A 13,830-nucleotide genomic window follows, 5' to 3' on the forward strand; every position below is an offset into this window, starting at 1 on the left:
GGCTGAGAACGGATTATGGCAGTAAAAGCAACAGTACCTGTTGATATTACGGGGGCCATGGTCACCCAGGCACCAGCCCTTGCTGACTGGCTTGTGGTTGCGCCGATTATAATCTGCCTGCTTGGCGGTTCATTTTTGCTGGCTCAACGCAAGAATACGGCAATTCAGGGCCAAACAGCTGTCGCCATTTTGGCCTTACTGGTTGTCGCCTCTGTTGGCCTGTTTTTCCATGTGCTCAATAGCGGCCCGATTGTGATGACAATGGGCCGTTGGTTGCCGCCCTTTGGAATTTCATTTGCGGTTGATATTCTGGGCGCCTTGCTGGTTCTGGTCGGAGCCTTGGTGGCGTTTTTCTGCTGTCTGTATGCCTTGACAGAAATCGACACGGAGCATCGGCGATACGGATTTTTTCCGTTTCTGGTGTTGTTGATGGCAGGTGTCAGCGGCGCATTCCTGACCGGAGATATTTTCAACCTCTATGTCTGGTTCGAAGTTCTGCTGATCGCATCTTTCGGGCTGTTGATCCTGGGGAATGAAAAAGCGCAACTGGATGGCGCGGTTAAATACGCATTCTTGAACCTCATCGCCACAACACTGTTTCTGATTGCAACCGGATATCTCTACGGGCTGGTCGGTACATTGAATATGGCCGATATTGCGGTGCGCGTGGCTGAACTTCCCGATGGCGCGCCGATTAACACAATTGCTGCGCTATACCTGTTGGCCTTCGCCATGAAAGCCGCAGCGTTTCCGGTGTTCAGTTGGCTCCCTGCGTCCTATCACACGCCGCGCATTGTCGTGTCAGCGGTATTTGCTGGCTTGCTGACAAAGGTAGGCGTGTATGCGCTGTTGCGCACGCTGGTCATGTTGATGCCGGCATCTTTGGCGGTTTTCGCCGACATTCTGGCATGGATCGCAGGTGCTACCATGTTGTTCGGCGTGCTGGGCGCTCTGGCGCAGAGCGACATTCGACGGACCATGGGTTATCTGGTCGTGTCTGGTATTGGCTCCATGCTGGCCGGTGTAGCACTGATGTCTGATCTCGGGCTGATGGGCGCTATCATGTATGCGGTTCATTCGATGATTGTCATGACGGCTCTCTACATGACTTGTGGATTGATGATCCACCGGACCGGCTCTCACGATTTGCGCGGTCTTGGCGGTTTGTATGGCAAGGACCCGTTTCTGTCCGCCATTTTTCTGATCCTTGCATTTGCGATTTCCGGACTGCCTCCTTTCTCCGGCTTCTGGCCCAAACTGACATTGGTTCAGGCGTCCCTTTCTGGGGGCAGTGGCTGGTTGGCGGCAGCCATTTTGGTCACGGGCTTTTTGACCACAATCGCGGTGGGCCGGATTTGGGTCATGAGTTTCTGGCGGGGAGGGCCGTCTGGAACGCCCGATGGCGAAAGCGTCACACAGGACGATATGCCCTTGAGCGACCCGGCTGACAGGCGCGACATGATGTTCCCGATCATCGGGTTGACTGTGCTTGTCATCGGGCTTGGCTTCCTGCCAAGACCATATCTGAATGTCGCAGCCGGTGGTGCCGGGGGGCTGTTATACAGCGAAAGCTATATCGGCTCTGTTCTGGGAGTAGAATCTGCTGATGCTGCAATAGGCCAGGAGCCTGGAACAGAGATAGAAACTCCGGAAGATAGTTCCGCAGAGGACAGCCAGTCAGGAGATGGGTCATGAATTCGCTGTTTCTCATAAATATTTTGATGGCACTGGTCTGGGCGGCCATAACCGGCTCATTCAGCCTGCCCAATCTGCTGTTTGGTTTCGCGTTGTCAGCTCTGGCTCTGTCTCTGATCCGCGAACAGGTGGGTACAGTGGGCTATATGAGCCGCGTACGGCGGGTCGTAAGCCTGTTTTTGCTGTTCCTCTATGAATTGGTTCTGTCGTCCATTTCGGTAGCGAAGCTTGTCTTGTCACCAAGAATGAAACTCAACCCGGCCTTCGTGGCGTACCCGTTGCGCGTGGACAAGGATTTTGAAATTACCCTGCTGGCCAATCTGATTACGCTGACACCGGGCACATTGTCTGTGGACGTCTCGCCCGATCGGAGAATTCTTTATATACACGCGATAAATGTGACGGATGAAGAAGCCTTGAAGCGCGACATCGCTGAAGGCTTTGAGATGAAGATTATGGAGGCGTTTCGATGAGCGCAGCAGAAACCTTCCTCAACACAGCGGTCAACATATCCATGGCTATGATGGTGCTCGCCTTTTTGCTTATCATTGTGCGCATTGTTCGCGGGCCCACATTGCCAGACCGAATTCTGGCATTGGATATGCTCGTGGCAGTCGGCATTGGCTTCATTGCGGTGATTGGTGTCAAAACCGGGTTCTTCCTTTACATTGATGTCGCCATTGCCCTTGGTCTGATCGGCTTTCTTGCGACCGTTGCCTTCTCCAGATACGTCCTTAGCCGTGGCTCTACGACTGAAGAGGGTCCGGATCCGGAGGGAGACCACAACTTGATAGAGCAGGAAACTCGTCGTAGTGCAGGAGTGGACCAATGACGCATGATTTGGTTTTGATCGTTACCGGTGTCCTCATGCTGATTGGCGCGTCATTTGCCGTCATCGCTGCTATCGGCCTTCTCAGGCTCCCGGACATTTATACGCGCACACACGCTGCCAGTAAGGCAGGCACACTTGGCTCCGGCCTTCTGCTGTTGTCCCTGGCTGTGTTTTCTCAGGAACTTGACGTCGTCACCCGTGCGATTGCGGCTATCGTTTTCTTTCTTTTGACAGCACCAATTTCGTCGCACCTTCTGGCACGCAGTGCCTATCTGGTGGGTTATCGTCCCGAACCATCAACACGCTGTGACGATATGGCCGATTACCAAAATGATGAACGCCGTAACCCGCGTGAAGTTAACTGATCAAACAATCACTGATTGCTGACGTCAAATGCGAAATTGTCTTGCATGAAGCAGGCCAAAGAACAGTCACGCAAAGAATTTCAACTGTAAATATACAGTATACCTCAAATCAAACTAAGGTTGAATATTGATTTATGTGATGGTTCGAGTAGTAGATTTCCAATTTTATTTAAAAAAACAATGCGTTGATGCAGAATTGGATTCTTGTACTCAATTTAGGCGATAATATTCATATTTAGTACAATAGACAAATTAACGCCATCATTTTATGTTTTTAGTGATTGTTATTCCTCAATCGCTGCTCTACATAAGCGACAGAGCAATAATTAAATAAAAAACAATATGGAGTTTCAATTCATGGACGACGCAAACTCAGCTGGTACGACTGATGGCGAGCTGATCGATCTGACAGCCGACATAGTCGCAGCTTATGTAAGCAACAACGCAGTTGCTGGGTCTGATTTGCCCAGTATCATTACAAATGTACATGAAGCGTTGACGAATATCAGTGAAGCCAACAATGAGCCGGAACCTGAGCCTTTGACACCAGCGGTTTCTCCGCGTCGGTCTATCACGCCCGATTTTCTGATTTGTCTCGAAGATGGCAAGAAGTTCAAATCTCTGAAGCGTCATTTGCGTACGCATTATGATCTCTCTCCTGAAGAATACCGGGAGAAATGGGGGCTTGCGCCAGACTATCCGATGGTTGCACCAAATTATGCACGTGCGCGCTCGGAACTTGCAAAGCAAATGGGTCTTGGACGCGGTACACAGAAACGTGGACGCCGCCCTAAGGCTAAGGCGTAACTTGTAAACCTGCTACTTTGTTAGCGATAAAATTAGGAAGCCCGGTGGCATTGAGCCTCCGGGCTTTTTTGTGTCCCCACCAGAGCAAGTTTTTCCGTATGGATAAAAATAGCTCTGGGAGGCGCAAAACTTACAACAGGTTATGTGCGTCCGCCCGAATGCGTTGCAACATGGAATTCAGACCATTGGACCGTTGCGCAGAGATGTGATCGCGCAATTGCACTTCATTAAAAATTGCCTCTGCATCCAGATCAACAATTTCCCGAGCGGTTTTGTCGTTGAAGATTGCAAGGGTGATACACACCAGACCGCGCACAATATGAGCGTCGCTGTTACCCAGGAAATGCAACACCGGTTCGCCATCACGCTCAGTCACACGTGTCGACAACCAGACTTGGCTGGTGCAGCCACGCACTTTGTTGGCGTCCACTTGCAATGCATCGGGCATCGTTTCAAGCTCTTTGCCTAATTCGATGACGTATTTGTAGCGATCCTCCCAGTCATCCAGATAGGAGAAATTTTCGATAATGTCTGTAATGTTCATGAAGCCGATCTCGGGCAAGACTATGTTGCCATTATATATAGAGCGCAACCGGTCAGGTTTGAAGCGTCTGGCGGACAGGAATGTTTGAACCGCTGCCGTGCCAGACGAACAAAATCAGATATTTGGCCGTGCACGTGGGGTCGGCGTGGCATGTGTCGCCAATGCAGGGACAATCGCATCAGCCGAGATGACGGGCTCTTCTGCCGCTGCGTTCGTTTCTGAAGCCAATATGGTCGCAGCAGACTGTGCTATTGCCGCAACGCTTTCCGTTGGTATTACCCCTGCGATTTCGTCGCTCAGTTTTGCCATTGGTTGTCCCAGGGTTTCAGCAAGAAGCGAGTCATTCTCGCCATCCTGTTGGTCACCAGACGATGACAGCAATTGCTGTGCGCCGTATTTGGCCTTGTAGCCAAGAGCAACAGCCGCTTTTCCGCCTGTTTCACAGGTCTCCGGATTCCGGCCACAAAAACCGGAAATGTCGCGGACGGCGGCCGCCGCGGCACCAACAGCTTCGATGGGTGAAATCGACTCAATCTTATGCCGATCTTCTGGTGCCACTGGCAGCAGAACAAAAACAACACTCAGCCAAAAAATGGAACGCACGAAAAACATTGGTATCAACTCATTTTTTGTTTGGAGACATAGGTCCTAGACAATTCATTCTTACAATAGATTGCGGCTATTTAAGATGCATGGCAAACTGGATTTGAATTTGATTCAAATTGTAATTAATGAATGCTGCGCTTGAATGCAGCTCGGTATCACACGCTTTCAGCCTAAACCGGAATCCGCTGAATTGTCCCGGTTCAATGCCATTTGTTAACAGTTTATTCACCACGTTTTTCGGTTTTAGACGCTCAAACGCCGGATTTCGGCATGAATTGCGCCAGACTTCCCTGTCTTAGCCTTACGGTAAACCTTGCCTGCAATGGTGTCCTGCAAATGAATGAACTGCAGGCCGCAAACATTGAAGCCTTTTGACAAAACCAATAACGGTAAGACGCATTCTGGACCTGTCCTGTCTGTCGCACCTGGCGGATTAGAGATCCGGATGTTGACTGGTGCCTTGATTGGCGCCGGCCTGTCTTTGCCAATTTTGCTGGCGGCTTCGCGGATGCTGGACATACAGACAGCACCCCTGATCGGCATTGCAATCGGTGCGGCTGTCCTTGGTGCCTTTACGGGCTTGCTGCTGCCATTTTTAAAAAACTCACACCTGATTTTATCCGCAGATGAAACACAGGATGTTGGCACCGTAGCCACTCGGCTGTCTCCAATGACAGAATTGACGTTGCGTCATAATGAAAATGGCGACGTGATTGAACAGTCCGGCTCTCTGCATCCCACATTGTCTGACCTTGGTCACGCCGTTCTCGGCAAGGGTTTGCTGAATCTGATACGGGTCAGCGACCGCCCTGCCTTTCTAACCTTGGTTTCGGATGCCAGCCGCAGCAGAGTTGTGGCGCCTATAACGGTACATCTGGCGCTAAGCGGCGTTCCAGGCAAATTTCAGCCTTTCACATTTTCCGCCCATTGGTGCCATGATGGTTGCATCAGTTCTTTGCAGGATGCGTCCTCTGAGGTCGCGATGCAGGCTGAACTCCAGACGGCACGGGACAAGGATGGTTCAGAGGAACGCTTCATGACCGCAGTCAGCACGCTGGCTCATGAATTGCGATCCCCACTCAACTCGATTTTGGGTTTTTCTGAAATTTTATCCGACGACAAGATCGCTTTTCAATCCGATGAACGGCGTCAGGAATATGCTGGATACATCCATCATGCGGGCCAGCATCTCTTGAGTGTCGTCGACAAGATGCTTATTGCCGGTCAATTGGAAGCAGGACAATTGGAGCTGACACCGTCAAACTTCAATGTCTCTCATTTGTGCGGGGAATGTTTCTCGATTCTGGAACCAAGGCTCCGTGAAAAGGGAATGACGGTTGACCTGAACTGCCCGAGCAACCTCCCACATCTGTATGCAGACGAAGATTGTTGTCGCCAGATGTTGTTGAATGTCCTCGAAAATGCTCTCAAATTCAGCGACGGCGAAACCCGCATGTCACTGACAGTTGAGAAAAAACTGGGTCATATGAATTTTATTGTCGAGGATTCCGGGATTGGCATTCCAGATGAGGCCTTGCCGCGCCTTGCCAACAGTTTTGAGCGCGTCAGTGACATGCAGCCTCCGCGCCCTGGTGCCGGACTGGGATTGGCTTTGGTAAGAAAGATGGCTGCGCTTCACGGCGGTACCTTGAACATTGAAAGTGTCCTGGGTGAGGGAACCGTCGTCACCATCTCGCTGCCATGCGTGCGTGCCGCTGCAGGTGATGATGACACAGCTACAGACGACCAATCCTCCGCCCAAGTGGCATCTGTAGACGCAGCCAATCGGCTGAGGAGAAGCGCTTGATGGCTGCACGAATTGCTCAAAAACTCATGGAAAAACCGGGGCGCAACAGCGCAATAGCACTCTGTGCTGCCGTTTCTGCTCTGGTGGCTGTCAATGCGACTTACATGCAACCAGGAAAACACCCGGCGCCTCTGTTCCAGACACGTGCACCGGGTGGCCAATTGGCTGCTCTCATGCATCGCGAAGTGCGCACCGTTTCTGCCGGAGCTGATTTGCGCTATCCGCCGCTGGTCGCTGATCGGGCCTTGATCAGCGAAGTGCAAAGCATGCTGGCAGTGAAAGGTTTTTATCACGGTCTGGTGGATGGCGTAGATGGTCCTGAAACCCGTGCCGCTATCGCTGATTATGAACGTGGCATTGGTGTATCGCCTACCGGCGAGCCATCGGTGAAACTATTGGCACGTATGCGCATGGACCAACTCGTGAAAGAAGAACTTGTGCCCTTGCCGGCACGTGCACCTGCAAGCAATCCGAACCGGGACGCACCTGCTGCAGCCACGTCGGCCATTACGGCAACTCAGATTTTATCTGTCCAGCAGGCCATGAACAGCTTTGGATATGGACCGGTAACCGCTGATGGCGTATTTGGCGAGGAAACATCGGCAGCCATCCAGCGATTTGAAATGAACCAGGGCATATCCGTCACTGGGAAAGTAAGCGATGATCTCATAGTCCGGCTGATAACGATTGGTGCCCTGAATTAAAGCGTGCACTAAAGCCTGAACTATGGCGCGAATTTGTGCCCAAACCCAATTTAATTGTCACCACAAGAATATGTTCCGGGGCTAGGTATGGTTCGGCGTCTTTCCAGCGACCTTTGGGTTGCTTCCTATCTCAGACAGTGCCGGTTGAACGGTTCCTTTGGCTATCTTGCAAAACGCGGAGCGACCGATGCCGGGGCCATTTTCGTCAAGATTGTAGAGCCGGATGGTTCGGTGAACCTCTACGGACCTGCGCCTCAGAGCGAATTTCTAAATAGCCCCAACGAGGATGATTTTTCAGGTGAAGACAGTCGCATCTTCGAGTTGGTTCTGGTCTCAACTGAAGAGCAGATAGAAGCGCGCCTCAGCAGCGAAAAAAACTTCGATCCCGATATCTGGGTCGTTGAGGTAGAGAACGCAACTGGAAACCACGCCTTGCGACTTGTTGAATGAGGAATGTGAAACAGAACAGCGAGTGAGGTCTAACCGACCATTCTTTGGCCATCGGAATTGGGCTCGTTTGCGTCTCGAACATCTTCAATATTCCGCCCGTTAAAGCCGGGCTTCTGATCATTGGGCTGAACCGTTGCCCCTTGTTTGGCCGCAATTGTCTCAGCCTGTGCTCGGGAGAACGCCCTTTCCCAATCCCTCAGTCTTTTGCGGCATGCCTCAGGATCCAGACGTTCAAAGGAATTGATCATTTGGGGTACATAGATCAGGTCGCGACTTTCCAGGCCTTCACTTGCGAGCAGAATTGTATGGGCATTGGCGCTCGGCATGCGCAGAGCCCTTAGGGCGGTTGCCAGCAAAAGCCCGTCTGGATTGATCAACAGGTAGTCTGCAAACTGTCGGGACACAGACAGTTGTGAAGCAAGCAGTGATCGTAATATGTGGCGGTCGCCGCGTTCGGCAGCCAAAGCGGCAACTTGCGTCATCTTTCTGGAAATCTGCAGCGGCAGCATGTCTTTCAATCGGGCAATTGAGTAGACCGGCTGCTGCTGTGGGACCGGATCAACTGGAGGGATGTTGTCTGGCCCTTCGTTTTTCGGCATACCTTGAATTGGCTTCATCTCAAGTGCGTCCAGAACATGGGTCGGCGTATGCATATTTAACGACAGAAGCTGCAGTAAATCCTGCCGCGTTTTTGCATCTGCCTCAGGTGCCAGATTCAACATCAATTCCTGGAATTGCTCCACTTCCCAAAGGGTAGGGGCCGTATTTTGCATAAACAATCGGGCAAGAGCCATTAGCAGTGCCTGATTTGGATATCGGCCCGATGATGCTGACAAAGCTTGAAAGTCCGCAAGGTCTGACGCATTTGCAGCAGATTCTGCAGATGGATGGTATTGAAGATTTGGCATTGACCGTACACACAACAATTCGGTCTGGTTCACGAACTGTAAATGTCGCAGTAATTCGTTAGCAGACTGTTAACCTCCGCAGCGTTATGCCTAATGTGTTGAAACCGCTCCGGGGAGTTCGGGCGTATATCCACTCCGGTTTGACACAAAACAAACGGAGTATGGATATGGGAAGGATTATTGCCTTTCCGGACATGAAATCTCACTTGCATAATCTTCCGGCCCGAACCGGTCAGGGCCTTGGTTTGGCTACGCACGGTTCACGGGACAATGTCGTTTTATTCAGCGGTGTGTTTGTTGAATATCATGATGAAATTCTGGAAGCGCCACGAGCCGATGCTTCGCGCAATCATAAGAAGCGCCCGGTTTTGGCCACGCGCGGCCCGGCCGGATGGAGGCCTGGAAAAGCAGCCAAGCAAGCAGAGAATTGTGAACCGGAACACCCACCAAGACTGAACCGCCGGTGAAATTTATGACGAAGAATCTCAAGTCTTTTCGATCGGCAGGTAGGATTGCAGCTTCAGCCTTGCTGGCTGCAATGATGATGTCCCATGCAACCCCTTCCTTGGGGGGCGATTTCGGTCGTGAAGATAGCGGTGTGATGGATCGCAAGATACTTCCATTGATTGGCGGCTTTGTGGCCCGATATCGAGAAGAGCCTGTATCATATTTCAATCTCACCGATGAAGAGAAACTGCTGCGCCAGCAGGCTAGACGTCTGATCGCGCCACCACATGCGAGAGACTGGATTCATGCTATTGCATCGCGGGTTCAGCGTTACCGGGTGACTGCACCCTTGGACCACCGCCTCAGCACAAACGCCTATTATGCTTATTTGCGATCAGACAGGTTCCGTTCAACTGCAGGCCGCTATGGGCGATTGAGTGCCGACATGGCGGCTGACGCAGCTCTGATACCTGCCTTTTTCGCAAGGGCAAATCAGGTCACCGCCTCAGATACAATAAGAATTGAGGCCGTTGCCACCTTTGGTCCGTATGGCGATGAGCGGTTCGCAGTACAAAGCCCGCTGTTACGCCCAACGACGTCTGTCCAGACAGCTGCATATGCCAGGGTTTATGAGAATAAAGAACTGATCGACTGGGCAGACAGGGCTGTGGCATTCCGCATTGAAAGTTACAGAAATGCTATTGAGCGTCTGGCTATCGAAGAACCTGATGAAAGAGTTGGGTTGGCAGATGGCGAGTTGCAGCGTCTGGAGCTGATTTTCAGAAAAGCCCGATTAGCTTACATGCAGCCGGGTGTGAAAACCGAAACGGTTCGTCGTTCACGCTATATGACGGGTCGCGACACCCAGGATCAGGCGTTTGATCCGTATGATGCGCCTGTTCCGCAAAAATAGTCGTTTGATCGGGCCAATTTTTTAGCGGCATCAATTGGCTCTAATCGGTGTGTGGTTCTTCAGCGGACTCGGTTTCAGCTTCAATTGCCTGTTCCACTTCCGTTTCTTGTATCAGCTCTTCAACCACTGCTGCAGCAGGCTGTACCTCTTCCGGTTCGGGGGCCGGATTCTGTTGAAATGGTGAGCAGTAAAACACTGATTGAAGTTCTGCCATATCAGTCGGCAGTGCTTCCTGATGCTGCCGATAAGCGCGGAACAACACCGCCGCATCCAGAATTTCAGTTTCGACCAATGCAAGATTGTCAAGGCTTGCGCTGTTATTTGCCCTCAGGCTGGAGACTTGAGCGGGCGTTGTGACGAGAATGTTGGGAGGTCGTCCCGCGTTCACCTGTTCGTTGGTGCTAAAGAAACTGATCCCCCCGGCGCTGAAAAGGTTAAGCGTCCAAAATCCTTCAAATCCATCTGTTCGAATGTGTACAGGGCCAGAATTCAGATCAAATCGACAGATGGCGTGGGAAAATTGAGGGTCCAGATCCCGCATCGGAACTTCTGTGATCGTCGCCTCGTCAGATTCGTCCAGATCATTGAAGACTTCACCCGGGCGCATCGCACGTACCGGTACTGCAACGAAGGGCTCCAGCGGCAGCGCAATTGCCTCCCATGCATCGCTCACAGACAGGCGCGGCGCAAACAGGAGTATCCCGATATGAATGATGGCCGCGAGAAACAGACCAATGAGCAGCGTGACAAGGAAGGAACGATTGATCACGGGCAACTGACCTTTTCAACCGTGGGAAACTCAACGGCGCTAAGGGATGTTTCTGACGAAAGATTGGCGCCATACAGGCGCAAAGTCAGCAGAAAACTCTGGTTTTGATTCCTGCCGTCAACGGGCACTTGTTCATTTGCTGTGTAAAGATCTTCCGGCAGATCGCCGAGCGAAATCCAGTTTCCCGGCTGCACGTCCCGTGACAGCCAGATATCGAAAGTGCCGTCAGGAGCCCGCAACAACTGGTTAGATTCAATCCCGAACCGCAAAGATGGATTGGGTAACACCCGGCCCACAGCATCAGACACTGCAAGCGTCCACAATTGGGACGTGGGAACATCACCGATCATACGGTAAAGGCAATTGCGCACCAGCGTATCCCCGGCGACATCCCGATAGGTTTTCAGCAGAACGCCTTCATTGTCACCAAGGGGCACGGTGCCGTTTCGTGCTGTATGAGCTTGAAGATAAGGGTTTTCGGCATTGGCATTTGAACCAAGCCCGGTGCTCGGCCATGCAGTCCACATCTGGTGTTTTGTCGTTCCCAGTGGTGCTTTCGCACGCAGGAAAAAATCGGTCGATCCGAGGCCGATGACAACAGCAAGCCCCATGGCAACACTGATACGGGACAGCGAACTCATAGACTTATCCTGCCTGATCCGGCGCGACTTCTGTTGTCAATATTGCTCTGTCTGATGGGTCAGAAACGTCAGGCGTTGGTTCTGTCTCATCAAGTCCGATTTGAATCTGAATGCCATCTCCGCCCAGCAACAAATGAATCCGCTGAAGAGCAAGGGCCGTCGCTGGCGACAGGCGCGCTGCCCCATCAGTGTCGATGATGTCAGCAATTGTACTGGTGTCGCTTGACGTGCCTTGAATTCTGGCTTTGGCAAGCAGCGCTTCGGCTACAGGCATGTCGACACCAGGCATTGGCAACGTGGTTGTTCCCTTATGGGCCAGGGCCATAACTTGCTGCCATGTCATGGCCGGCAGATTACCCCCGGTCAGACGATTTGTTCCGGAAAAGTCATCATTGCCGTACCAGACCGCAGTTGTGAAATTGCCCGTATATCCCACGAACCAGGCATCACGATAGGCTTGCGTGGTCCCGGTCTTACCGGCAGCCTTGACGTTCTCAATTTGGGCGCGGCGACCCGTTCCTTTTGTCGTAACCTGGTGCAGAATACCATTCATATCAGCCACAGCCTGTTCAGGCAGAACGCGTTTCGGTGTCGCCTCGGCGTCGCGCTCGTAAAGAACAGCGCCGCTCGTTCCTTCGACTTTCAGAACGGTATAGGGTGTGGCCTGCAATCCGCCATTGGCCATGCTGGCGTAAGCGGAGGCCATATCGATCACCCGCACTTCGGCAACGCCTAATGGCATCGGTGATGATTCGGGAAGATCAGTCGTCAGGCCCATGGCGCGGGCCGTATCAACAATTTTCTTGCGGCTGATAGTGTTGGCTAACCGAACCGGGATTGTGTTGATGGAGCGGACCAAAGCTGTGGTTAATGTGACCCGGCCAGCGTAACGGCGGTTGTAATTCTTCGGCTGCCAGTTTCCCATGCGAATAGGCCGGTCAACGATAAACGTATCAGGTCTGAAGCCATTCATCATTGCAGTTACAAAAACAAAAGGTTTGAATGAGGAACCAGGTTGGCGCAAGGCATCAGTGGCGCGGTTGAACTGACTTTCGCCATAGTCGCGTCCACCAACAATGGCGAGCACACGACCATCATTTTCCATCGTTACAAGCGCTGCTTGCGAGACACCTTTTACATCGCCGTTTTCGCGCAGCATGTTGACCACGGTTTCAGTAGCAAACTTCTGCAGACGCGGATTATAGCTCACAGTCACATTCAGAACCTGCTCTGGCCCCGGCGCGATTCGTTTGACTTCGTCAAACGCCCAATCAAGATAATAATTGGCAAAGCCTTCTTCAGACCGGTCTACCGGTGTCGCGGGGTTCTGACGGGCAGCGATGACCTGGCCTTCAGTGTAGAAGCCGGCTTGCACAAGATTGGTCAGAACCTCGTTAGCGCGCGCGCGTGAACGCGGGAGATTAACATGCGGGGCGTAGCTGGTTGGCGCCTTGAACAGGCCGGCCATCATGGCAGCTTCCGCCATAGTCACGTCTTTGACCGATTTGCCGAAGTAGTACTGCGCGGCAGCACCCACTCCAAATGCACCACCGCCCATATAGGCGCGGTCAAGATAAAGCTTCAGAATCTCGTGTTTTGTAAAATTCACTTCAAGCCAAAGCGCAAGAAAAGCTTCGTTGATCTTGCGTTGCAGTGTTCGCTCATTGGACAAAAACAGGTTTTTCGCCAATTGCTGCGAAATCGAAGAACCACCCTGCACAACACCGCCAGCGCGCACATTTTCCATCATTGCGCGGGCAGTACCCATAATATCGATACCAAAATGGCTGAAGAAACGGCGGTCTTCTGTCGCCAGAGCCGCTTTCACCAGATGGTCGGGAATTTGGTCTAGCGGCACCGCGTCATCCAGCAGAATACCGCGTCGCCCAACCAGATTGCCAGCTGTGTCAAGGAACGTGACAGAATAATCGTCCTGGGCCTTCCAGTTGCCGCGTGTTTCCTCAAAGGCAGGAAGCGCCAGCGTAAGCAGAAATACCAGGCCAGCAAGGCCGACTGTCGAGGCCTCCGACGCCAGTTCATTTAGCGTGCGTGGCAAACCACGCAGTCGGAACCGCATGAAGAACCGGCGTATACTTGAGTAAAATCGGCCGACAGCCACGAGTCCTTGGTGAATATGGGCTTCCAGCCAAGCGTCCATTTCCCGATAGGTTACCCGTGGAAGTGGCTTCTTTCGATTGACAAAAGGGTCTTGCATGCGCCGTTGGCTTTCCGCTTCCGGCTCTCGATCAGCCGGTCTTTAAATCATCAGTCAGTCGCCAGTTGTGAATGCTGACATCTCATGCATATCAAGCAGACATTTCGTCCGCAAAACAAAGTCATAT

At 52.1% G+C, this 13,830-nt stretch carries 17 protein-coding genes; 11 read left to right on the top strand and 6 right to left on the bottom strand.

Annotated elements, in window-relative coordinates:
- The first annotated feature begins 15 nt into the window (after positions 1–15).
- From RAL91_RS11065 to RAL91_RS11085, 5 genes are all read left to right on the top strand, one after another.
- The gene (locus RAL91_RS11065; protein WP_306262216.1) at positions 16–1,695 is read left to right on the top strand and encodes a Na+/H+ antiporter subunit D; all 1,680 of its coding nucleotides are present in this window, start codon (positions 16–18) and stop codon (positions 1,693–1,695) included.
- Positions 1,692–2,168, top strand: coding sequence for a Na+/H+ antiporter subunit E (locus RAL91_RS11070; RefSeq protein ID WP_306262218.1), 477 nt, complete (start codon positions 1,692–1,694; stop codon positions 2,166–2,168). The genes RAL91_RS11065 and RAL91_RS11070 overlap by 4 nt, the downstream gene beginning before the upstream one ends.
- A 41-nt stretch (positions 2,169–2,209) precedes the next feature.
- The gene (locus tag RAL91_RS11075; RefSeq protein WP_371932539.1) at positions 2,210–2,527 is read left to right on the top strand and encodes a cation:proton antiporter; all 318 of its coding nucleotides are present in this window, start codon (positions 2,210–2,212) and stop codon (positions 2,525–2,527) included.
- Positions 2,524–2,892 (top strand): monovalent cation/H(+) antiporter subunit G, encoded by a 369-nt coding sequence (gene mnhG, locus RAL91_RS11080; protein WP_306262222.1) that lies wholly within the window; start codon positions 2,524–2,526, stop codon positions 2,890–2,892. The genes RAL91_RS11075 and mnhG overlap by 4 nt, the downstream gene beginning before the upstream one ends.
- Before the next feature lie 357 nt (positions 2,893–3,249).
- The gene (locus RAL91_RS11085; protein WP_306262224.1) at positions 3,250–3,699 is read left to right on the top strand and encodes a MucR family transcriptional regulator; all 450 of its coding nucleotides are present in this window, start codon (positions 3,250–3,252) and stop codon (positions 3,697–3,699) included.
- Positions 3,700–3,829: 130 nt separating this feature from the next.
- Here RAL91_RS11085 and RAL91_RS11090 read toward each other — a convergent pair whose 3' ends face one another.
- Positions 3,830–4,243, bottom strand: coding sequence for a SufE family protein (locus RAL91_RS11090; protein ID WP_306262226.1), 414 nt, complete (start codon positions 4,241–4,243; stop codon positions 3,830–3,832).
- A 114-nt stretch (positions 4,244–4,357) separates the two neighbouring features.
- Entirely contained in the window at positions 4,358–4,855 is a 498-nt protein-coding gene (locus tag RAL91_RS11095) for a DUF5330 domain-containing protein (protein ID WP_306262228.1), read from the bottom strand.
- 439 nt (positions 4,856–5,294) lie between these two features.
- Between RAL91_RS11095 and RAL91_RS11100 the strand changes: the two genes are divergently transcribed.
- The 3 genes from RAL91_RS11100 (at position 5,295) to RAL91_RS11110 (ending at position 7,810) form a co-directional block, all read left to right on the top strand.
- Positions 5,295–6,656 (top strand): sensor histidine kinase KdpD, encoded by a 1,362-nt coding sequence (locus RAL91_RS11100; protein WP_306262231.1) that lies wholly within the window; start codon positions 5,295–5,297, stop codon positions 6,654–6,656.
- Positions 6,656–7,360, top strand: coding sequence for a peptidoglycan-binding protein (locus tag RAL91_RS11105; protein ID WP_306262233.1), 705 nt, complete (start codon positions 6,656–6,658; stop codon positions 7,358–7,360). The genes RAL91_RS11100 and RAL91_RS11105 overlap by 1 nt, the downstream gene beginning before the upstream one ends.
- An 87-nt stretch (positions 7,361–7,447) precedes the next feature.
- Complete coding sequence (locus RAL91_RS11110) at positions 7,448–7,810, top strand: DUF1491 family protein (RefSeq protein ID WP_306262235.1); 363 nt, start codon at positions 7,448–7,450, stop codon at positions 7,808–7,810.
- 29 nt (positions 7,811–7,839) lie between these two features.
- On the opposite strand, the gene RAL91_RS11115 is transcribed toward RAL91_RS11110, so the two are convergent.
- Positions 7,840–8,604: a hypothetical protein gene (locus RAL91_RS11115; RefSeq protein WP_306262237.1), complete on the bottom strand. Its 765-nt coding sequence runs from the start codon at positions 8,602–8,604 to the stop codon at positions 7,840–7,842.
- A 5-nt stretch (positions 8,605–8,609) separates the two neighbouring features.
- Here RAL91_RS11115 and RAL91_RS11120 point away from each other — a divergent pair, with 5 nt between their 5' ends.
- From RAL91_RS11120 to RAL91_RS11130, 3 genes are all read left to right on the top strand, one after another.
- Positions 8,610–8,780: a hypothetical protein gene (locus tag RAL91_RS11120; protein ID WP_306262239.1), complete on the top strand. Its 171-nt coding sequence runs from the start codon at positions 8,610–8,612 to the stop codon at positions 8,778–8,780.
- A gap of 105 nt (positions 8,781–8,885) precedes the next feature.
- Entirely contained in the window at positions 8,886–9,185 is a 300-nt protein-coding gene (locus tag RAL91_RS11125) for a hypothetical protein (RefSeq protein ID WP_306262241.1), read from the top strand.
- A gap of 5 nt (positions 9,186–9,190) precedes the next feature.
- On the top strand, positions 9,191–10,078 hold the full coding sequence (locus RAL91_RS11130) for a hypothetical protein (protein ID WP_306262242.1): 888 nt from the start codon (positions 9,191–9,193) through the stop codon (positions 10,076–10,078).
- A gap of 40 nt (positions 10,079–10,118) precedes the next feature.
- On the opposite strand, the gene RAL91_RS11135 is transcribed toward RAL91_RS11130, so the two are convergent.
- Genes RAL91_RS11135 through RAL91_RS11145 form a run of 3 tightly spaced genes read right to left on the bottom strand, consistent with a single transcriptional unit; the run spans position 10,119 to position 13,703 of the window.
- Positions 10,119–10,847, bottom strand: coding sequence for a hypothetical protein (locus RAL91_RS11135; RefSeq protein WP_306262244.1), 729 nt, complete (start codon positions 10,845–10,847; stop codon positions 10,119–10,121).
- Entirely contained in the window at positions 10,844–11,488 is a 645-nt protein-coding gene (locus tag RAL91_RS11140; RefSeq protein ID WP_306262246.1) for a DUF1214 domain-containing protein, read from the bottom strand. The genes RAL91_RS11135 and RAL91_RS11140 overlap by 4 nt, the downstream gene beginning before the upstream one ends.
- Before the next feature lie 4 nt (positions 11,489–11,492).
- A complete protein-coding gene (locus RAL91_RS11145; RefSeq protein WP_306262248.1) occupies positions 11,493–13,703 on the bottom strand; it encodes a transglycosylase domain-containing protein in 2,211 nt (736 codons plus the stop codon).
- Positions 13,704–13,830: the final 127 nt, after the last annotated feature.

Source organism: Pararhizobium sp. IMCC21322, from assembly GCF_030758295.1.
In the GTDB taxonomy this organism is placed as follows: domain Bacteria; phylum Pseudomonadota; class Alphaproteobacteria; order Rhizobiales.